This is a genomic window from Kitasatospora sp. NPDC127067, assembly GCF_042724755.1.
In the GTDB taxonomy this organism is placed as follows: Bacteria; Actinomycetota; Actinomycetes; order Streptomycetales; family Streptomycetaceae; genus Kitasatospora; species Kitasatospora lactacystinica.
Window position 1 is genome coordinate 1 of the sequence record NZ_JBHXEM010000139.1, and the last position, 21076, is coordinate 21076.

At 75.8% G+C, this 21076-nt stretch carries 14 protein-coding genes; 3 read left to right on the forward strand and 11 right to left on the reverse strand.

What is annotated here, in order from left to right:
- Positions 1-27: 27 nt before the first annotated feature.
- From ACFWJ4_RS35210 to ACFWJ4_RS35225, 4 genes are all read right to left on the reverse strand, one after another.
- The gene (locus ACFWJ4_RS35210; RefSeq protein ID WP_380551712.1) at positions 28-201 is read right to left on the reverse strand and encodes a hypothetical protein; all 174 of its coding nucleotides are present in this window, start codon (positions 199-201) and stop codon (positions 28-30) included.
- A 142-nt stretch (positions 202-343) separates the two neighbouring features.
- Positions 344-631, reverse strand: coding sequence for an acyl carrier protein (locus tag ACFWJ4_RS35215; protein ID WP_359912038.1), 288 nt, complete (start codon positions 629-631; stop codon positions 344-346).
- A gap of 5 nt (positions 632-636) precedes the next feature.
- Positions 637-1926 carry a type III PLP-dependent enzyme gene (locus ACFWJ4_RS35220; RefSeq protein ID WP_359912040.1) on the reverse strand — a complete coding sequence of 430 codons (1290 nt, stop codon included), beginning with the start codon at positions 1924-1926 and terminating at the stop codon, positions 637-639.
- Positions 1923-2981, reverse strand: coding sequence for a ketoacyl-ACP synthase III family protein (locus ACFWJ4_RS35225; RefSeq protein ID WP_359912042.1), 1059 nt, complete (start codon positions 2979-2981; stop codon positions 1923-1925). Before ACFWJ4_RS35225 ends, ACFWJ4_RS35220 begins: the two co-directional genes overlap by 4 nt.
- Before the next feature lie 216 nt (positions 2982-3197).
- Between ACFWJ4_RS35225 and ACFWJ4_RS35230 the strand changes: the two genes are divergently transcribed.
- The 3 genes from ACFWJ4_RS35230 (at position 3198) to ACFWJ4_RS35240 (ending at position 5770) form a co-directional block, all read left to right on the forward strand.
- Positions 3198-4769 (forward strand): MFS transporter, encoded by a 1572-nt coding sequence (locus tag ACFWJ4_RS35230; protein WP_380551715.1) that lies wholly within the window; start codon positions 3198-3200, stop codon positions 4767-4769.
- 87 nt (positions 4770-4856) lie between these two features.
- On the forward strand, positions 4857-5381 hold the full coding sequence (locus ACFWJ4_RS35235; RefSeq protein WP_380551718.1) for an SRPBCC family protein: 525 nt from the start codon (positions 4857-4859) through the stop codon (positions 5379-5381).
- Positions 5378-5770, forward strand: a complete 393-nt coding sequence (locus ACFWJ4_RS35240; protein ID WP_359912050.1) for a YrdB family protein — start codon at positions 5378-5380, stop codon at positions 5768-5770. The genes ACFWJ4_RS35235 and ACFWJ4_RS35240 overlap by 4 nt, the downstream gene beginning before the upstream one ends.
- A gap of 84 nt (positions 5771-5854) precedes the next feature.
- On the opposite strand, the gene ACFWJ4_RS35245 is transcribed toward ACFWJ4_RS35240, so the two are convergent.
- The 7 genes from ACFWJ4_RS35245 to ACFWJ4_RS35275 form a co-directional block, all read right to left on the reverse strand.
- Positions 5855-8023, reverse strand: a complete 2169-nt coding sequence (locus ACFWJ4_RS35245; protein ID WP_380551721.1) for an MMPL family transporter — start codon at positions 8021-8023, stop codon at positions 5855-5857.
- A 155-nt stretch (positions 8024-8178) separates the two neighbouring features.
- Positions 8179-9672, reverse strand: a complete 1494-nt coding sequence (locus tag ACFWJ4_RS35250) for a class I adenylate-forming enzyme family protein (protein ID WP_380551739.1) — start codon at positions 9670-9672, stop codon at positions 8179-8181.
- A 201-nt stretch (positions 9673-9873) separates the two neighbouring features.
- Entirely contained in the window at positions 9874-10665 is a 792-nt protein-coding gene (locus tag ACFWJ4_RS35255; RefSeq protein ID WP_380551724.1) for a thioesterase II family protein, read from the reverse strand.
- A gap of 222 nt (positions 10666-10887) precedes the next feature.
- Complete coding sequence (locus ACFWJ4_RS35260) at positions 10888-11688, reverse strand: thioesterase II family protein (RefSeq protein WP_380551727.1); 801 nt, start codon at positions 11686-11688, stop codon at positions 10888-10890.
- Positions 11676-13226, reverse strand: coding sequence for a GMC family oxidoreductase (locus ACFWJ4_RS35265; RefSeq protein WP_380551730.1), 1551 nt, complete (start codon positions 13224-13226; stop codon positions 11676-11678). The genes ACFWJ4_RS35260 and ACFWJ4_RS35265 overlap by 13 nt, the downstream gene beginning before the upstream one ends.
- A gap of 4 nt (positions 13227-13230) precedes the next feature.
- Positions 13231-16650 carry an amino acid adenylation domain-containing protein gene (locus ACFWJ4_RS35270; protein ID WP_380551733.1) on the reverse strand — a complete coding sequence of 1140 codons (3420 nt, stop codon included), beginning with the start codon at positions 16648-16650 and terminating at the stop codon, positions 13231-13233.
- A 20-nt stretch (positions 16651-16670) separates the two neighbouring features.
- Positions 16671-20873 (reverse strand): amino acid adenylation domain-containing protein, encoded by a 4203-nt coding sequence (locus ACFWJ4_RS35275; RefSeq protein ID WP_380551736.1) that lies wholly within the window; start codon positions 20871-20873, stop codon positions 16671-16673.
- Positions 20874-21076 lie beyond the last annotated feature (203 nt).

Here is a 21076-nt window from a genome sequence, read left to right on the forward strand (position 1 = left end):
GGGAGCCGCCTGCCGGCGAGGCCCTGCTCAGCGGCCCGACGCCGCCCGGTCGGGCTCGGTGGACACCGGCCCGGGCTCCGGGGCGGCCGCGACGGCCGCGCCCGTGGCGGGCTGCTCGGCCTCGGCCTGCCGCCGGCGCAGCCGGGACCGGACCCAGAACGCCACGCGGACCACGACCGCGACGATCGCCGCGGAGATCACCGCGTGCTCCGGGACTGGATGGGGCGCATGGAAACTCCTGTGCTGGCGCCGGGGCCCGTCCCGGGAGCCGCCGCTGCGGGGCGGCTCCGAGGACGGGCCCGGGGCGGTTCGGGGACGGGCGGTCGGTCGGTCGGGGACGGCGTCAGGCCGGGTCGGCCACGCGTCCGCCGCGCAGCCCGGCGATCACGTCCCACAGCTGCGCCGGGGTGGCGAAGGTGTCGGCCACCAGCTCGCCGTCCGGGATGCTGATCCCGTACACCTGCTCCACCTGGACGAGGAGCTCGACCATGGCGAGCGAGTCCAGGCCCGCGGCGCGCAGGCTGGCGTCACCCGTCAGCGGGCCGCGGGCGGCGAGCCGGGGCAGGGTCTGGAGCAGCAGTTCCTCGAAGGCCGTGTCCCACGGCCGGTCCTGGCGGGTCTCGTCGGTCATGGGTGCTACCTCCGTGCGGTGGATGGGTCGGTGGTGCGGGCGGCGTCGTCGCCGGGCTCCAGGGCCCGGCGCTGCAGCGCCAGCCGGGTCGCGGAGACCACGCGGTCGCCGTCGACCAGTACCTCGGCCGGGGCCCGGTGGCCGAGGAAGCCGAGCAGGCTGGCGGTGAGGCCGTACGCGCCCACGTTGGGGACGGCGAGCAGGTCGCCGGAACGGACCCCGGGCAGCTCCACGGCCCGGGCCAGGATGTCCGCCGGGGTGCAGAGCGGACCGGCCAGGGTCACCGGCTCGGCCGGCTCCCCGGCGGCCGGGGTCCGGGCCGGCCCGGTCGGCTGGGCCCGCAGGGGCAGCAGCCGGCCCAGACCGGACAGCCCACCGAGGTGGTTGATCCCGGCGTCGAGCACCGCGTAGGTGCTGCCCCGGCTCGGCTTGACGTCGGTCACGGTGCTCAGCAGCCGCCCGCTGTCGCCGACCAGGTAGCGGCCGGACTCGAAGGCGATCACCGGCCGCCCCTCGCGCCAGCCGGGCAGGTTCTCGTCCAGCACCTCGGCCAGGGCCTCCCGCAGCCGCCGGTACACCGGCCGCTCGCCGGCCGTTGCGTACGGGCAGGCGAAGCCGCCGCCGAGGTCCAGCAGCTCCAGCTCGATGCCGAGCCGGTCGCGCAGGTGGGCGGCGGTGCGCACGCTCTGGGCCAGTTCGGCGATCAGGCCGTCCTCGTCCGCGGAGTTGGTCAGCGGGAAGAAGTGCAGCCCGACGACCCGGGTGCCGGCGACCCGCAGCCGGTCGGCCTCCTTCGCGAGCCAGTCCAGGTCGAAGCCGAACTGGGACGGGCCGCCGGTCATCCGCAGTCCCGCGGTGCCCGGCGCGCCGGCGGCGTTGATCCGCAGCACGCAGTCGGCCACCGCGTCATGGGCGGCGGCGGCCGCGCCGACCCGCTCCAGGTCCCCGAAGGACTCGACGGAGAAGGCGCGCACCCCGGCGCGCACCGCCTCGTCCAGCTCGGCCGCCACCTTGCCCGGCCCGGAGTACAGCAGTTCCCCGGCCGGGTGCCCCGCCTCCAGCGCCGCGGCCAGCTCGCCGCGCGAGGTGACCTCGGCGTGCACGCCGCCGCGGCGCAGTTCGGCGACCAGGGCGGGGTGGGGGTTGGCCTTCAGGGAATAGTAGATCCGGGAGGGCTGCGGGACGGCCTCGCGCAGGTCCCGGGCGGCGGCCCGGACCCGGGCCGCGTCGTAGACGTACAGCGGGCTGCCGTACGCCGCGACCAGTTCGGGATCGGTGAACGCGCCCGCGGTCACGGGCCCACCTCGGCACCGGGGCCGCCCGCGGCCCGCCACTCGGGCTCCGCCAGGATCTCCAGCACGGCGCAGGTGCAGGTGAAGCCGGATCCGCTGCCGACCACCAGGACCTTGTCGCCGGGGCGCAGCACGCCCGTCTCGGCCAGGTCGTTCAGCCCGGCGAACTGGTCGGCGGCGCCGAGGTGTCCGGCCCGGCGGGCGAACTCCCAGGTGGTGCGCTCCTCGGAGACCCCGAGCATCTTCTGCACCTGCCACTCCATCTTGCTGCGTCCGGTCGCCGGGATGACCGTCCAGGCCAGGCCCTGACGGTCGGTGCCGGCGTCCGCGAGGGCGGTGTCGATGGCCTCGCCGACCACGCCGACGAGCCGCTCGGTCGCCTCGCGCAGGCTGCCGTGCTGCTGCACGTAGTGGCCGACCCGCTCGCTGAGGGTCTGCTGCTCGCCGGTGGGCAGCGGCTCGAAGCCCCTGCCCCGGACCACGGCCTCCAGCGAGTTGTCCGAGACCGTCGCGGTGGACACCAGCCGGGCGAACCCGCCCCGGTTGCTCAGCACCACGGCGGCGGCGCCGTCGCCGTAGACGATGCCCTGTTCCTGCCGCCAGCGGCGCATCAGCGGCGCGCCGAAGCGGTCGGCCGTGGTGAGCACCGCGCTGGTGCCGGGCTCCGCCGACGCCAGCCGGTGGGCGGCGAGCTCCAGGCCGGCGAGGCCGGCGTTGCACTCCTGCTTCAGCTCCAGCGCGGTCACCCGGGGGCCGACGGCGTGGTTGGCCACGTAGGAGGCGGCCGGCCAGCCGTCGATGCCCTGGAAGTAGATGTAGCTGTGCACCAGCAGCGCGACGTCCTCCGGGGAGGCACCGGAGCGCTTGAGCGCGGTGGTGGCGGCCTGCACCGCCATGTCGGGCGGTGCCACGTCGTCCGGGGCCACCCGGACCGACAGCAGCCCGTCGGCCTCGAACTGCTCGGGGTCGTACTCACCCGAGTCGACGGCGGAGCGCGCGGAGACCGCCGGCGGCAGCCAGGCTCCGGTCCCCGACACATACACGTTTTGCCAGCGCATGGGGTCTCCATTCCTCGTGACGGTCCGTCGGGCGATGGAGTCGAGCCCTCACCCCGCCGTCCACGGCATCCTCCGAGCGCCAACTTGGGTGCCGCTAAAACCCGGCGGGCGACCCGCGCCCGGGCCGCGCACAAGCCCGGCTTCAGCCCGGCCGACCAGCCTGGGGCGCGACGGCCCCGCGACCGGGGCCGGCCCTGCCGACGACGGGAGCCGAGCATGCAGCAATCCCCCGGGGACGAGGCGCCCCCCGACCCGCGCCGGTGGTGGGTGCTCGCGGTGCTGTCCGCCGCGCTGTTCGCGATCCTGCTCAACAACAGCCTGCTCAACGTGGCGGTGCCGCAGCTCATCCGCAGCACCGGCGCGGGCATGTCGCAGGCGCAGTGGATCGTCGACGCGTACACCCTGGTGTTCGCCGGGGCCCTGCTGACCGCCGGGACGCTCGGCGACCGCTACGGCCGCAAGCGGGCCACCCTGGCCGGCACCGCGACGTTCGGGGCCGGTTCCCTGGTGGCGCTGTTCGCCGACGGACCGTCCCAACTGCTCGTCGCACGGGCCGTGATGGGGCTCGGGGCGGCATTCGTGATGCCGGGCACCCTGGCGATCCTGGTGAACGTCTTCCCGGCCCGCGAACGCGCCCGGGCGATCGCCGTCTGGGGCTCGGTCTCGGCGCTCGGCGTGGCGGCCGGCCCGGTCCTGGGCGGCGCGCTGGTGGACCGCTTCTGGTGGGGGTCGGTGTTCGCGGTGAGCCTGGTGCCGGCGGTGCTGGTGCTGGTGGCGGGCGCCGTGCTGCTGCCGGAGTCGGCCGATCCGGCCCCGCGCCCGGCCGACCCGGTGGGCGCCCTGCTGGGCGCCGGCGCCATGGGCGGGGTGGTGTACGGGGCGATCCAGGCCTCCGGGCACGGCTGGACCTCGCCGGGCGTGCTGGCGGCGCTGGCCGCCGGCGGGGCCGCCGCGGTCGCCTTCGTCGCCTGGGAACGCCGGCACCCGCACCCGATGGTGGACCTGGCCCTGCTGCGCAGGCCGGCCTTCGTCGGCGCCGGCGGCGGGAACCTGCTGCTGATGACCGGCGTGGCCGGCACGTTCTTCGTGCTCACCCAGCGGCTGCAGTTCGGCCTCGGGCTCAGCCCGCTGCGGGCCGGGCTCGGAATGCTGCCGAGCGCCCTCTCGGTGGGTGTCGGGGCCTTCCTCTCCGGTCGGCTGACCCGCCGTCACGGCCCGCGCGGGGCGGTCGGCGCGGGACTGGCGCTGGCGGCGGCCGGCATCGTCGTGGTCGGTGTGGTGGACGGCGGCTACCCGCCGGTGCTGGCCGGCCTGGTGGTCACCGGGATCGGCTTCGGGCTGGCCATGACGCCGGTGACCGACACGGTGATCTCCCTCGTCCCCGAGGCCCGTTCGGGCTCCGGCGCGGCCCTCAACGACACCTTGCAGGAGCTGGGCAACGCGCTGGGGGTGGCGCTGGTCGGCACGGTGCTCGCCCGCCGCTACGCGAGCGGGGCGGCCGGGCTGCCGGACCCGGCCGACCGCTCGCTGCACGACGCCCTGGAACTCGCGGAGCGCACCGGCGGCCGGGCCGGGGACGCACTCGCGGCCGCGGCGCGGCAGGCCTTCGACCACGCCGCGGCGGCCGGGCTCGGCACCGCCGCCGCGGTGGTGGCGGTGGGCGCCGTGCTCGGCGCCGTCCTGCTGCCGGGCCGGTCGGAGCCGCCGGCCGGACCGGCGCCGCGGAGCGCTTCCCCGGTCGACCCCGCGCGCTCCCCGACGGACCGTCAACCCGGCCCCGTAAGGTAATGATCAAGCGTGATTCGAGTGACGGGGGAAGGATCGCGCCTGCCTCCGTCACGCCTGCTCGCCCGTTTTCAGCGGAGGTGTTTTCCCATGACCGTTTCCAGAGGCTCGCTGCTCAGCCGGGCCATGTACGTCGGCCCACCGATCCGGACCCTGCACGAGGAGTACGCGAAGGGCGGGCGGATCGACGAACGGGCCCCTGTGGTCGCGGCGAGCGAGGTGACGGTGGCCGCACCGCCGGACGAGGTCTGGCGGGTGCTCACCGACGTGCCGGGCTGGCCGGGCTGGGTGCCGGGCGTCAGGGAGGCCGCCCTGGACGGCGCGGGGCCGGCCGCGGACCTGACCTTCCGCTGGGTGCTGAACGGCATGCGCATCCGGTCCACGCTGGCCGTGGTGACGCCCGGGCGGGAGATCGCCTGGACCGGTCGGCTGGCCGGCTCGCGGGGCGTGCACCGGTTCCTGCTGCGGCCGGCGCCCGGGGGCGGCACCGTGGTGCGGTCCGAGGAGTCGATCGGCGGCGCGCTGATCGGCCTGTACTACAGCAGCGAGAAGCTGTCGGCGGTCCTGCGGGGCTGGCTGGGCGCGCTGAAGAGCACGGTGGAGGGCGAGCGGTGAACACGACGACGGACCTGGCCCTGGCCTACACCCCGGTCTTCCTGGGCCTGCGCTTCCTGCTGGAGCTGTTCGCCCTGTACGGCTTCGGCGTGTGGGGCTGGCGCAAGGCGCCCGGCGCGCTGAAGTACCTGGCGGTGGTCGCGATACCCGTGGTGGTGGCCGTCGTCTGGGGCGACTTCGCCACCGCAGGCGACGAGGCCCGCAGCGGCGAGACCACCTTCGACACCCCGGGGCCGATCCGCCTGCTGCTGGAGTTCGCCGTGTTCGGCGGTGCCGCGGCGGGGCTGTGGCACGCCGGGATGCGCAGGACCGCCCAGTGGTTCCTGATCGTCCTGGCCGTGTACCACGTCGCCGCGTACGACCGGATCTGGTGGCTGCTCCAGCACTGACCCGCGACCGGCGCGACGGCCCGTCCCCCTCACCGGAGGGAGGACGGGCCGTCGTACGCCGCCTTCAGGCCGCCGGCGTGTCGGTCAGCCGACCGGCCGGCGCACCCTCTCGGCGGCCGGCTCCGGGGCGGCCGGGCCCTCCATGCGGTCCAGCCGCAGCGCCGCGTGCAGCCTGCGCAGCGGACCGGGGGCCCACCAGGTGGCGGAGCCGAGCAGCGCCATCAGCGCGGGCACCAGCAGCGCCCGCACCACCGTGGCGTCCAGCAGGACGGAGAACGCGGCTCCGAGGCCCAGCTCCTGGACGAACACCAGCCGGGACATCGCCAGCGCGCCCACCGCGACGCAGAACAGCGCGGCGGCGCTGGTGACGGTGGAGCCGATCTGCGCCAGGCCGTCGGCGACCGCCTCCCGGTCGCCGCGGCCCGCGGCCCTGGCCTCCTTGATCCGCCCCAGCAGGAAGACGTTGTAGTCGGTGGAGAGGCCGAAGGCGAGCGCGAAGACCAGCACGGGCGTGGTGGTCTCCAGCCCGCTGTGGGCGGCGAAGCCGAGGTTGCCGTCCTGGAAGACCCACACCAGGAAGCCGAACGCGGCGCCGGTGGAGAGCAGGTTCATCACCAGGGCCAGCAGCGGCAGCAGCACCGATCCGGAGAAGGCGAACAGCAGCAGCACCGTCACGCCGGCCAGCACGCCGAACGCCAGGGGCAGGCGGTCGGCGATGCTGCCCCGCTGGGCGAGGAAGTCCGCCGTCGTCCCGGTGAAGCGGGCGGTGACGGGCGCCGCCACGTCCTGGACCCGCTCGCCGGCCCGCAGCGCCGGACCGTCCAGCGGGTTGCCGGCGAGGACGGCGTCGATCTCCCAGTGCCCGGCGTCCAGCCGCTGCGGCTCGCCCACCGACTCCACCCCGGGCACCGCGGCGACCCGCCGGGCGTACTCCTGGAGCCCGGCGTCGTCGGCGGTGTCGAGGACGATCTGGAACGGGCTGGTGGCGATTTCGTCGAAGTCGCCGCCGAGCCGCGCGGCGACCTGCCCGGCGCTGATGTCCTTGGGGAGCGAGGTCGGGTCGACGCCGGTGAACCGCACCCCGGTGAGCGGGGAGGCGACGAGCAGCAGGACGGCGGTGGCGACCAGCGTGAAGACCGCGGGCCTGCGCATCACCGCCGAGGCCAGCCGGTGCCAGCGCCCGGCGGTGGCCTGCCCGGCCGCCGCGGACCGCTGCCAGCGGCGCGGCGCCAGCGCGTTGATCCGGTGGCCCAGCACCGCGAGCAGCGCGGGCAGTCCGAGCAGGGCGAACAGGGCCGCCGAGACGACGGTGATGACGCCGGCCAGGCCCATGGACCGCAGGTACGGGTGCGGGAACACCATGATCGCGAGCAGCGCGGCCGCCACCGTGAGCGCGCTGAACAGCACGGTGCGCCCGGCGGTGGCGACCGTCCGCCGCAGCGCCTCGGCGCCGGGGCCGTGCTCGGCCAGCTCCTCCCGGTAGCGGGTGACGATCAGCAGGCCGAAGTCGATGGACAGCCCCAGCCCCAGGGCGAAGGCCAGGCTCATCGCCCCGGTGGAGACGTCCATCGCGGTGGTGGCGATCCGCAGGCCGGCCATGGTGAGCAGCAGCGAGACGACGGCGCCCAGCAGGGGGACGAGGGCGGCCACCAGGCCGCGGAAGACCAGGAACAGTGCGATCAGGATGACCGGCGTGGCCAGGCCCTCGGCCTCGGCCAGGTCGGTGTCGGAGACCTGGGCCACCTGGACGTGGCCGGGCGTGGCGCCGCCGAGCCAGGCCCGGCCGTTCAGCGCTGGGTCGTCCTTGACGGCCCGCTGGAGCTCCTGCTCGGCGGCCTTGGTCTCCGGTTCGGCCATCGGGCGCACGGCGCCGACGACCACCGTGCTGTGCCCGTCCCGGGAGATCAGCGCGGGGTCGGCCGAGTAGTCGACGACCTGCCCGACCTCGGGCCGGTCCTTCAGCAGCCGGACGGCCGCGGTCACGGCGGCCGGGGGCGCGCCGGCACCGCGCAGCTGCTCGTCGGTGCGGACCAGCAGCAGGTAGCCCTGCTGGGAGTCGATGCCGGTGGCGCGGGTGATCGTCTCCCGGGCGACGACGTTGCCGCCGCCCGGGTCGTCGTAGTCGGACAGCCCGTTGGTGAGCCTGTCCCCGACGGAGCCGCCGAAGACCGCGGCCAGCACGGTGATCAGCAGGGTCAGCAGCAGGGAGGCTCTCCGTCGCCCGTGCAGAGCGGAGCCCAGAGCGGTGAACATCGGCATTCCTTCCGTCGCGCGGCCGTGGTGCGGCAGCGCGGGCGCAGAGGCGGACACGGCCGCCCCACCCTCGGCGAAGGCCCTTGGCTCTCGCTTGAGCGGGGCGTGCCCGTCCGCTGACTGCACGTCACCGGCGCGGCGCTCCGGCCGGACGGTCAGGCCGGCTCCCCCGCCAGCAGGGCGCGCAGCGCCTTGCCGTCCGTCTTGCCGTTGGCGGTGAGCGGCAGCGCGGGCAGCACCCGGCAGAGGTCCGGGACCTTGGCCGCCTCCAGCCGGTCGGCCAGCCTGCCCAGCACCTGCTCGGCGGTGACCTCGCCGACCACGAACAGCACCATGTCCCGGTCCTCCTCCGGGGCGAGCAGGGCCGCCTCGCGGACCCCGTCGATGTCCAGGACGGCGGCCTCGATCTCCACCGTGCTCATCCGCGAGCCGCGCCGCTTGAACAGGTCGTCGCGCCGGCCCTGGAAGTACAGGTGGCCGTCCTCGTCCAGCCAGCCGTAGTCGCCGGTGCGGAGCGTGACCCGGCCGTCCTCCGGGCTCACCCGGAACCGCTGCGCGGTGGGCTCCGGGGCCTGCCAGTAGCCGGCCATCACGTGCGGGCCGCGGACGGCGATCTCGCCGATCTCGTGCGGCGGCAGCGGCCGGCCGTCGTCGTCCAGCGTCAGCACCTCGGTGCCGGGCAGCGCGCGCCCCACCGAGCCGGGCCGGGCCAGGTCGCCGTCGGGCTCCAGGACGGTGATCCGCTTGCACTCGGTGGTGCCGTACATCGGGGCCACCGCCGCGCCGGGGAAGGCCTCCCGCAGCGAGGCGATCAGCGGCGGGTTGAGCGCGGCACCGGTGTTGGTGAACAGCCGGACCCCGGTGGGCCGCGGGTCCCGGGAGGCCAGGCGCACCAGCAGTTCGCCGAGCGAGGGCACCAGCGGCACCACGGTGGCGCCGTGGTCGCGGGCGAACCCGAGCAGCCGGGCGTGGCCCTCCGGGCCGGACAGCAGCAGTTCGGCCCCGGCCAGCGCCGAGAGCAGCACCTGGTAGAGGCCGTAGTCGAAGGAGAGCGGCACGGCGGTCAGCACGACGTCGTCCGGGCGGTAGTTCAGCCGCCGGGCGATCGCCCGCGCGGCGAACACCACCTGGGCGTGCGGGCAGGCCACGGCCTTGGGCGCGGCGGTGCTGCCGGAGGTGTAGATCAGCAGTGCCAGCCGGTCGGCGGGCACCAGCGCCTCGCCGCGCCCGGCCGGGTCGGCGGGCCCGGAGAGGTCCAGCTCGGAGACCACGGCGACGGGCACCCCGGCGGGCCAGCGCAGCCCGTCGGCCTGCTCCCGCTCCGCCGCCTCCGCCACGATCAGCGACGGCGCCGAGTCGGCCAGCACCGGCCCCAGGTGGAAGGCCCGCATCGCCGGGTTGACGGGAACCAGCACGGCGCCGCGCCGCCAGGCCCCGAAGAGCAGGGCGGTGAACTCGCGGCCGCTGCCCACCCGGGCCAGCACCCGGTCGCCCGGTCGGATGCCGTGGCCGGCCAGGATCCGGGCGAAGGAGTCGGCGGCGGCGTCCAGCTCGGCGTACGTCCAGGCGCCGTAGCGGTCCCGTACGGCGGGTGCGTCCGGGCGGGCGGCGGCAGCGGCGCCGAGGAACTCCTCGGCCGCGTTGGCGATCCGGGCGGCGTGCTCCGAGCCGGCGGCGGTGGCGACCCCGGGTACGGGTACGGTCTCGAACGTGCGCGTGGTCAATGCTCCCCCTAGTCGGTGACGGTGACGGGTGGTCGGGCATCTGGCGGTGCGCGGCCCCCCGGCCTCGTTCCGCATCGTCCGAGAGGGGGCTTTGGCACCGCTAAAAGCGCGCCGTCCCGGCTCCGGTCAGGCCTGCCCGGCCCCGGCCGGCCCGGGGGCCGTGCCGGGAATCGCGCCGGGGGCCGCCTCGTAGCGGCGCAGCACGGCGGAGAGGAGCTCCGGGAACCCGGGCGCCTCCCGGGGGAAGAAGTGGCCGCCGGGCACCACGTTGATCTCGCTCTCCCTGGTGGAGTAGCGCGCCCACTCCCGGACCTCGGGCACCGTGACCAGCCGGTCCTCGGCCCCGCCGAAGGCGTGCAGCGCCACCGGCAGCGGCGTGCGGGCGACGGTGCCGGCGGCGGCGCACAGCCGCAGGTCGTCGCGGACGATCGGCAGCAGGGCGGCGAGCCACTCCGGGTGGTCCAGCAGGATCCGGGGCAGTCCGCCGTAGGCGTCCAGGGTCCGCACCAGGTCGGCGTCGGGGATGTCGGGCTCGTCGGGCAGCGGCGCCGGCAGGTGCGGCGCCCGGTGGCCGCCGAGCACCAGGGCCGCGGGCAGCCGGGCGCCGCGGGCGTGGCGGTGCTGGGCGAGCGCGAAGGCGATCAGGGCGCCCATGCTGTGCCCGTAGAGCACGTGCGGGTGGTCGAGTTCCGGCCCGAGCTCCGCGTCGAGGTCGGCGACCAGGTCGTGCAGGTCGGTGAACCGCGGCTCCGCCATCCGCCCCTCCCGGCCGGGCAGTTGGACCGGGAGCAGCTCCGCGTCCGCGGTGATCCGGCGCTGCCAGCCCGCATAGGCCGAGGCCCCGCCGCCCGCGTACGGGAAGCAGAACACCCGCAGTCGTCCCGGGGGCGGCGGGGTGCGGGTGAGGTAGCGCGTCATGGTGCTGGGTCTCCTCTCGGCCGGGCGGCGCCCGGCGGCCGAGGCTCCGCACCCTGCCCCGGCGTCCTCTCGCGCTCCGCCCGCCCGGCCCCGGTCGGGGGTGCCGGGCCGGGCGGGCGGAGCGGCGGGGTTCGGCCGGTGGGGGCGGACCGGCCGACGGTGCGTCAGCCTCGGTGCGGGCGCTAAAGGTTCGGCTGTGCACCACCCGCCCGGAGGGGCCCGTCAGACCCGCTCCGGGGCGGGCGCCGGCCGGCGGCCGAGCAGGTCCCGTGCCAGGACCGGCAGGAACGCCTCCGGGGCGTCGTGCGGGAAGAAGTGCCCGCCGTCGAAGAGGCGGACGGTGGTGCCGGCGGTGGAGTGCGGGCCCCAGGCCCGGAGCTCGTCCTCGGTCGTGGAGGCGTCCGAGCGGCCGCCGTAGACGGTGATCGGGCAGTCCAGCGGCGGGCCGGGCCGGTGCACGTGGGTCTCGGCCACCGCGAAGTCGGCCCGCAGGGTGGGCAGCATGACGTTCAGCAGCGGGCTGCCGGCCCGGGCCTCGGCGCCGTGCCCGTTCAACGCCCCGATCCGCTCGCAGAGTTCGGGCGCGGGCGCGTCGTGCACCGGGGTCGCCCGGCGCGGGAGCTGCGGCGCCGGCAGGCCGGCCACCAGGAGCCGCCGCGGTTCGGGCAGGCCGAGCCGGTGCAGGGCCCGGCAGACCTCGAAGGCGATGCCCGCGCCCATGCTGTGGCCGAACCAGGCGTGCGGCCCGTCGAGCAGCGGGGCGACGTCGCGCAGCAGCGGCGGCAGCAGGTCGCCGAGCCGGTCGTGGGGGCGTTCCCGGAAGCGGGACTCGCGCCCCGGCAGCCGGATCGGCACGACCTCGATCTCCGGTCCCAGGTGCGGGGCCCAGGAGCGGAAGGCGGCCGCGCCGCCGCCCGCGTGCGGCAGGCAGAAGAGCCGGAGCCGGGCCGGGGGCCGTCCCCGGCGGCGCACGGCCCACTCCCCGGCCCGGGGGGCGGCCGGGATCCCGGTCAGTCCATCCATCGAGCCACCCTTTCGGCGAGTGCGAGGCAGGTCAGGTTGGGCGGGGCGCTGGGCATCACCGGGAGCACCGAGGCGTCGACGACGTACAGCCCCTCGGCGCCGTGCACCCGGCAGCGCTGGTCCACCACCGCCTCCGGGTCGTCGGCCGGCCCCATCCGGGCGGTGCCGACGGCGTGCCAGCTCGGCGAGACGAACCTGGTCACGGCGCCGCGCAGCAGCCGGTCCTCCCGGACCATCCGGTCGGTCCAGACCAGTACCCGCTCCAGCAGCCCCGCCATCGGCGCCGACCGCAGCAGCTCCCAGGCCTGCCGGACGGCGGCCATCAGCAGTTCGACGTCGGCCGGGTCGGTCGCCAGGCCGAGCAGGATCTCCGGCGAGGTGTCGGCGTCCGTGTCCCGGATCGTCACCGAGCCGCGGGAGGCGGGCCGCAGCACCATGGCGGACAGCCCGACGGCCAGTTCGGCGCGGAGCATGCCGGCGATCAGCGGGTTCGCCGCGACGGGCACCGCGTCCAGCAGGAACAGCCCCAGGTCCGCCGCGGCGCCGGCCGGGTCGGCGGCGCAGCGGGCGGTGACCTGGTGCCAGCTGTCCCCGGCCCGGCAGACCCCGGCGCGGGGCTCGGACCAGAGCACGACCGCCGGGTGGTCGACGAGGTTGCGTCCCACGCCGGGCAGGTCCAGTGCGGGGGTGATGCCCAGGGCGGCCAGCAGCCGCGGGTCGCCGATGCCCGAACGCTGGAGCACAGCCGGGGTGTTGACCGCCCCGGCGGCCAGGGTCACCCGGCCGGCCGCGACCTGCCGGAGCCGTCCGTCGCGCCGCACCTCGACCCCGGTGGCCCGGTTCCGCGCGTCCAGCAGGACCCGGGTCGCCGTGCTGCCGGTCCACAGGGTCGGGCCGTCGCCCCGCTCCCTGGCGGGTCGCAGGTGGCTCTCGGCCGTCGAGATCCGACGGTCGTCGACGGCGTTGGCGGGCGTGACGCCGGCGCCGAGCGCGGCGCCGGAGTTGAGGTCCGCCAGGACGGGCACGCCGAGCCGGGCGCAGCCGTTCAGGAAGGCCCGGGCCGTGGTGGCGAGCGCGTCCTCGCCGGTCCGGCGGATCGGCACCGGTCCCCGCGTGCCGTGGACCGGCCCCTCGGCGTCGTGGTCCGTCTCCAGGGCGACCAGGTACGGGAGCATCTGCTCCCAGGTCCACTCCGGGTTGCCGGCGGCCGCCCAGGCGTCGAGGTCCGCGGGCAGCGGGCGCAGCGCGAGCGCGCCGTTGACGGCGGAGGAGCCGCCGACCACCTTGCCGACCCCGTAGGGGAACCCGCGCCTGGCGCCCTCGGACGCCTTGGCGGTGAAGTCCCAGTTGCGGCCGGCCAGGACGGGCACCCCGGCCCGCTCGTCGGACGCGCCGTCGCCGTCCGGGAGTTCCCCGGCCTCGATCAGCAGCACCCGGCGCCCGGGCCGTCGCGACAGGCGTGCGGCGAGCACCGCCCCCGCCGAGCCCGCGCCGACGATCACGTCGTCCCAGTACGGGATCCCGCTCTCCGTGCTCACCTGCTCACGCCCCCCGCCGGTCCTTGACCAGGGCGGCCAGTCCGGCCACCGTGGGGTTCTCGAAGAGCAGTTGGAGGCCTTCCTCGGTGTCGCCCTCCCACTGGAACGCCTCCCGCACCTTGGTGAGGATGTGCACGGCGTGCAGGGAGTCGCCGCCGAGTTCGAAGAAGTTGTCCTCGACCCCGAAGCCGTCGAACTCCATGACCTCGGCCCAGACCGCGAGCACGGCCGCCTCGAACTCGTCGCGGGGGGCGACGAGTTCCTGCTCGTCCAGTTCGCTCCACGGCGCCGGTAGCGCGGCGGCGTCGACCTTCCCGTTGGCGCTCAGCGGGATCGCGTCGACGAGCAGGCAGTGCTTGGGGACCATGTAGTCGGGGAGGCGCTCGGCCAGCTCCGCCAGCAGTACGGCCGGATCCGGGCGCACCGGGCCGCCGGGTGCCGCGGCCCCGGGGTCGGAGCCGGGGTCGGAGCCGGGCCCGGCCGGGACGGCGTAGGCCACGAGCTGGCGGCGGCCGGTGGCGGGGTTGGTGTCGACCCGGGCGATCGCCCGGCCGACGCCGGGGAGCCGTTCCAGGGTGGCGGCGATCTCGCCGAGCTCCACCCGGTAGCCGTTGAGCTTCACCTGGAAGTCCCGGCGGCCGAGGAACTCGATGTCCCCGCCGGGCAGGTAGCGGCCCAGGTCCCCGGTGCGGTAGAGCGTCTCGCCGGTCTCCGGGTGGCGCACGAAGCGCTCCGCGGTGCGCTGCGGGTCCGCCCAGTAGCCCTTCGCCACGCCGGTGCCGCCGATCCAGATCTCCCCGGTGGCCCAGAGCGGGCGGGCCCGGAACCGGTCGTCGAGGACGTGCAGGGTCTGGTTGGCCAGCGGCTTGCCGTAGGGGATCCTGGCCCACTCGGCCGGCACCTCCCCGATCGGGTAGTGCACCGACCAGATGGAGGCCTCGGTCGCCCCGCCCAGGCTGACCACCTCGGCGCGCGGGTGCCGGGCGCGGACGGCGTCGGGCAGCGCCACCGGGATCCAGTCGCCGCTGAGCAGCACCAGCCGCAGGTCGCCGGCCCGCTCGTCGGACAGGCGGGCCGAGGAGTCCGCCCACAGCTGCATCAGGGCGGGCACCGAGTTCCACACCGTGACGCCGTGGCGCTCGGCCAGCTCGGCCCAGTGCAGCGGGTCGTGCGAGCGCTCGGGGCTCGGCAGGACGACGGTGCCGCCGGCCGCGAGGGTGCCGAAGACGTCGTAGACGGACAGGTCGAAGGTGAGCGCCGAGAGGGCGAGCACCCGGTCGGCCGGTCCGACCGAGAAGCGGCGGTTGATGTCCCGAACGGTGTTGACGGCCCCCCGGTGGTCGATCATCACGCCCTTGGGGACGCCGGTGGAGCCGGAGGTGAAGATCACGTAGGCGAGGTCCTCCGGGGCCGGCGCGGTCGGCGGCTCGGTGGCCGGCTGTGCCAACGTCTCCTCGTCGTCCAGGGTCACCAGGACCGTCCCGGCGGGCCACTCCAGCTCGTCCCGGTAGCGGGCCGAGGTGACCACCAGGGCGGCCCGGCCGGACTCCAGCAGCTGCCGGCGGCGCGCCGCGGGCCACTGCGGATCGATCGGCAGGTAGGCCGCGCCGGAGGCCGTCACGCCGAGGACCGCCGGGATCTGCTCCGGGCCCCTGTCCAGCACCACGCCGACCAGCTCGCCGCGGGCGGCGCCGAGGCCGGCGAGCCGGTGGCCGAGCCGGTGCGCCGAGGCCAGTACGTCGCCGTAGGCGAGCGCGCCGCCCTCGGAGACGACGGCCGTGGCGTCCGGGGTGCGCCGCGCCTGGTCGGCCACGAGGCTCAGCAGCGTCCCGCCGGGCAGGTCGAGGGCGGTGGCGTTGACCCGCTCGCGCTCCTCCAGCTGCGCGGCCGGGGCCCCGACCGTGGGGGCCAGGTCGTCCCAGAGGGCCGGATCGTCGCTCAGCCGGCCGAGCAGGGTCCGGAAGGCGGCGAACATGTCGTCGAGCAGGCCCTCGGGGAACAGCGCCTCCACCGCGTCCCAGTTGAAGACCAGTTCGCCGTTCTCCTCCAGCACCTGGTGGTCGAGCCAGACCTGCGGGGTCTGGCTCACCCCGTGGCGGTAGTCGCCGAAGAACGCCATGCCGTCCATCGTGTCGGCGTCGCCCGAGAAGCCGAGGGCGCTGGTGAAGACGATCGGCATGCCGGCGCCGAGGCCGCTGCCGAGCCGGCGGGCCCGCTCGCGCAGCACGCGCACGCCGCTGTACGACAGGTGCTCCAGGTCCCGCATCAGCTGCTGCTGGAAGCCGGCGGTGCGCCGGGCGAAGCTCTCGTCCTGGCCGCCGCTGATCCGCAGCAGGGTCAGCGAGGTGAAGTCGCCGATGATCCCGCCGATCTGCGGGTGCGCCTCGGCGGGCCGGTTGAACAGGGTCAGGTTGAGGGTGAAGTCGCCCTGCGACGTCCACTGGCGCAGCACGTCGGCGAAGGCCGCCAGCAGGACCGACGAGGGGGTCAGGCCGCGCTCCCTGGCGGTCTTCTTGACCAGCTCCCACTGCTCGCGGGGCAGCGAGGCCCGGCGGCGGGTGAAGACGGTCCGCTCGGCCGAGCCGGGCTGGATCGCCAGCGGCAGGTCCGGGGCCGGGGGCAGTTCGTCGAGGCGGTCCAGCCAGTACTTCTCGGCGGCCCGGTACCGGGCGCCGCCGCGCTTCTCCTCCTCGGCGAGGACGAAGTCCCGGTAGCCGATCGCGAACGGCTCCGGCGCCCACTGCTCGTCCTCGTAGTGGCGCTGCCAGTCGCGGAAGAACAGGTCGAAGCTGTAGGCGTCCATGATCAGCAGGTCGAGGCTGACGTGCAGGCGCAGCCCCTCGCGGTGCCGGGTGGCGCGGATGTCGAACAGCGGCCAGGTGTCGGGGGCGAGGACCTGGTGGTCCAGTTCGGCCCGCAGCGAGCGCAGGTGCTCCTCGAAGGCGTCCTCGGTGGCGTCCGCCCGGTCGTAGTGGCGGATCTCGTAGTCCGGGACCTCGGGCAGCACCCGCTGGCGGCCGTCCGGGCCGATCACCGCGCGCAGCATGTCGTGCCGGGCGACGACCTTGCGCAGGCTGCGCTCCAGACGGTCCACCTCCAGGCCGTCGCGGTCGAGCTCGAAGTAGAAGTGGGTGGCCACCCCGCCCAGTTCGAGCGCCCGGTTGTGGCCGATCCAGTAGGCGTGCTGGATGTCGGTGAGCGGGAACGGCTCGTGCCGCTGGTCGGGCCGCGCGGTGAGCGGCGCCGGGCCGGCGCCCTGTCCGGCCGCGCGCAGCAGGTCGATCAGCTCGCCGCGCCGGGCCCGGAGTTCGTCCCGGATCCGGGCGGTGACCGCGCCGGGCGGCGCGATCACTTCGAGGCTGTCGCCGGAGAGCCTCAGCTTGATGCCCAGGTGCTGGAGCTCCGAGATCAGGTCGTGGTCCATCGCGGGTCGTCCCCCTGGGGTCAGTGCTGAGCCGGACACGTGGTCATGAGTGCGGCGACGGCCGCGACGTGGGTGTCGGTGAGCAGGGTGTGGTGGGTGCCGTCGGTCCGGTCGGCGGTGGTCCGGCCGGTGGTGAGCGGGGCCCAGCCCCACTCGGCGGAGTCCGCGTGGGGGTGGTCGGCGAACTCGCTGACCTTCCCGTGCGCCGCCCGGATCACGGTGGTGTCGGCCGTGATCGTCCCGGCGCGGTAGCGGTGGCAGGCGGTGATGATTCCCCGGAACACCGGCCAGCTGAGGGCCAGGTCGGCGGCGTCCGGGAGGTCGAGCCCCTGTTCGCGGGCCAGCGCCACGGCCCGGGCGAGCCGTTCCGCCGCCGGGGCCGCGGCCACCTCGGCGGCGGCCCCGGGGCGCACGGCCGCCGGGTCGAAGCCGATGTCCAGGTCCTCCAGGAACCAGAGCAGCACGGCCGCCTCGGCCGTCTCCCGGGCCCCGTCCGTCTCCCCGGCCCCGGGGGCGGCGGCCCGCTCGGGGGCCGGGGAGTCGATCACCACGAAGCGCTCCACCGTCTCGCCCCGCTGCTCCAGCAGCCGGACCAGTTCGAAGGCGATCACCGATCCGGAGGACCAGCCGGCCACCCGGTACGGCCCGTGCGGGCGGACGGCGAGCAGCGCCCGCGCGTAGCACTCGGCCAGTTCCTCCACCGTGTCCAGCGGATCCCGGCCCACGCCCGGGCCGGGCGCCTGGAAGGCGTGGACGGGGCCGTCGAGCAGTTCCGCCAGGCCCCGGTAGCAGAGCACGTTCCCGCCCGCCGGGTGCACCAGCAGCCAGGGCGTTCCGTCGCCGGTGGCGTCGAGCGCCACCAGCGGGGACCACTCCTCCTGCCCGGCCTCCAGGAGGGCGGCGAGCTCGGCGACCGTCCGGTGCTCCAGCAGCGCCCCGAGCGGGGCGCGCAGCCCGAGCCGCTGGCCGACCAGGCCGATGACGCGCAGCGCCGCGAAGGACTGCCCGCCGAGCTCGAAGAAGTCGTCGTGGACACCGACCGACTCGATGCCGAGGACCGACTCCCAGATCTCCACGAGGACCTTCTCGGTCTCCGTCCGGGGGGCGGTGTGCGTCCGGTCCTGCCCGTCGCAGGCCGGGCCCATGGCCTCCAGCGCGCGGCGGTCCAGCTTGCCGTTGGCGGTGAGCGGCAGGTCGTCGAGCACGACGACGAAGCTCGGCACGAGGTGGCCGGGCAGCCGTTCGGCCAGGAAGCCGCGCAGTTCCTCGGGTTCCGGACGCGGTGCGCCCCGCTCGGCCACGGCGTAGCCGGCGAGCTGGCGTCCCGAGCCGGCGGTGCGGGCGACGACGACGGCGTTCCGTACGGCCGGGTGCCGGGCCAGGGCGTGTTCGATCTCGCCCGGTTCCACCCGGAAGCCCTGGATCTTGACCTGGAAGTCGGCGCGGCCCAGGAACTCGATGTCGCCGTCGGGGCGGTAGCGGCCGAGGTCGCCGGTGCGGTAGAGCCGCTCGCCGGTGGCCGGGTCGGTGACGAAGGAGGCGGCCGTCCGGGCGGGGTCGTTGAGGTAGCCGAGCGCGACTCCGGTGCCGCCGATGTACAGGTCGCCGGTGACCCAGTCGGGGGCGTCGCGGCCGTTCCGGTCCAGCACCCGCCAGGTCTGGTTGCCCAGGGGGCGGCCGTAGGGGATGCTCGCCCAGTTCGGGTCCACCCGGTCGATCGGGTGGTGGATGGACCAGATCGACGCCTCGGTGGCGCCGCCGAGGCTGACCACGCGCGCCCCGGGCGCGATCCGCCGGATCAGCGCCGGGAGCCGGACGGGGATCCAGTCGCCGCTGAGCAGGACCACGCGCAGCGCGGGGAAGGTCAGCCCGGCCTGCTCGGCTGCCTCGGCGAACAGCTGCATGATCGCCGGCACCGAGTTCCAGACCGTGACGCCGTGCTCGCGCACCAGGTCGGCCCACTGCCCCGGGTCGGCCGACCCGGGCGGCGGCAGCAGCAGGGTCGCGCCGGCCTCGGCGGTGCCGAAGACGTCGTAGACGGACAGGTCGAAGCAGAGCGAGGACACCCCGAAGACCACGTCGCCGGGGCCGATGCCGAACCGGCGGTTGATGTCGACCACGGTGTTCAGCGGCCCGCGGTGGTCGAGCACCGCGCCCTTGGGCCTGCCGCTCGACCCCGAGGTGTAGATGACGTACGCGGTGTCGCCCGCATCGCCCGCGCGGGCCGGTGCGGGACCCGCTTCGGCGGCGGGCTCCCCCGCCGTCAGCACCGGGCAGGCGGCGACGGCGGCGATCGACTCCCGTTCCCCGGCCGAGGTGACCACGGCCGCCGCGGGGGTGTCGGCGAGCAGTTCGCCCACGCGTTCCCGCGGCCAGGCGGGGTCGATGGGCACGTAGGCGGCGCCGGCCGCGAGCACGCCGTACACGGCGGCGATCTGCTCGTCGCCCTTCGGCAGGACGACGGCGACCTTGTCCCCGGGGCGCACCCCGGCCGCGGCCAGCCGGGCGGCCAGCTCCTGGGCGCGGGCGTGCAGTCGCCCGTAGTCCACGGCGCCGTCCGCGGTCAGCACGGCCGCGGTGTCGGGCCGCTGCGCGGCCTGCCGGGCGAGCGCGCGGTCGAGCAGGCCCGTGGGTACGGGGCCGGCCGTGTCGTTGACGGCGGCCCGGCGCTCGCGCTGGGCGGCCGGCAGCAGGTCGAAGGAGCGGCGCTCCCAGGCGGCCGGGTCCTCGGCGAGCAGCAGGAGCAGGTCGCGGTAGGCGGCGTGCATGGCGTCGATCAGCCCGGCGGGGAACATCGCCTCGATGAGGTCCCAGACCACCCACAGGCCGCCGTCGCTCTGCTCCCAGAACTGGTTGTCGAGCAGCACCTGGGGCGTCTCCAGGTGGCTGAAGACCGGCTGGTCCAGGTGCCCCATGAACAGGCCGCTGCCGACCACGAACGGGCAGGCCGCCCGGCCCGGGGTGCGGCGCACCTGGTTGAGGGTCTGGAGCACCTTCACCCCGCTCCAGTAGGTGTGCTCCATGTCGGTCATGACCCGGGTCTGCAGCCGCCGCGCCCGGTCGTGGAACGGCTCGTCGTGGCGCCAGTCCACCTCCAGCGGGTAGAGCGAGGCGAAGTTGCCGACCACCTCGGTGATCTGGGGGTGGATCGGCAGCCGGTGGGTCATCATGTTGTTGAGCAGGAAGTGCCGCGAGCCGCTCCAGTGCGCCACCGTCTCGGCGTAGACCGCGTACACCGCGTTGGTGGGGGTGACGCCGTGGTCCGTGGCGCGCCGCTTGAAGCGGGCCCACTGCTCGGCGTCCAGGGTGAACTCGCGCCGGGTCAGCCGGGCCCGGGTCCGGGTGTCCGCGCCGCTCACCAGCGGCAGGTTCGGCGCCTCGGGCCAGTCGGCCATCCGGTCGCACCAGTACGCCCGGGAGGCCTCGCCGCGCTCCGACTCCTCCAGCGCGGCCAGCGCCAGCACGCAGTCGCGGTAGCCCAGTTCGAGGTCGTCCAGGGCCTCGGACGGGTCGTGGTAGGCGCGCAGCACGCTGTCCAGGAAGCGGCCGGTGCCCGGGCCGTCGCTGAAGAAGTTGTTGTTGTTGTAGTGCAGCCGGGCCCGGCCGTCGCCGTAGCGGGTGATCCGCACGTCCATCCAGGGCCAGGTGTCCAGCGGGAGTTCGGCCGCCTGCATCTCGTCGCGGGTCCGCTCGACGGCGGTCATCGCCTCGGCCTCGCCGGCCTGCCGCAGGTCCGCCACCCGCACCCGTACGGGCGCCGGGTCGCGGACGGTCTCCAGTTGGAGGTCCTCCCGCACCACCACCAGGCTGCCGCGCTGGCGGTGCAGCATCCGGTTGAGCGCGGCCTCGAAGCGCTCCGGGTCGAGCTCCGCGAAGTCGAACTCCATGTACTGGTGCGGCCGGACGTGGTACTCGAACTGGGCGGTGCTGCCGACCAGGAAGGACATCTGCAGGTCGGACGGGGGGAACGGTTCGTGGCGCCGCTCGGGGTCGGGTACCGCCCGCGGCAGCGCGCCGGCCTGCCGGGCGGTGTCGCCCTGCTTCAGGAGCGCGATCAACTCGGCCTTGTTCTCGGCGAGTTCGTGCCGGATGTGGTCGGGAAGCGAGCCGGCGGCGGCGCGCACCTCGATGCGGTCGCCGTCGACCAGCCGCAGCCGGACGCCGTGCTGGGCGAGCCGGCCGAGCAGCTCGGCCGGGTCGCCGTGCCGTCCGTGTGCTGTCATTCCGGGAACTCCTGTTCGGGCGGTCGGGGGCGCGGGCCCTGGCGGGCCGGGCCCCGCGGGGAGGCTGGGCGAAGTCGGGTGGTGGGGAACGGGGCGCGACGGCGCCCGGTGGTGCGGGGGCGGGGCCGCCGGGACGGCCCGCGGTCCTCGGAGACCGCCGGCCGTCCCGGGCCGCCGACCGCACGGCCCCCGGGCGGGTAAGA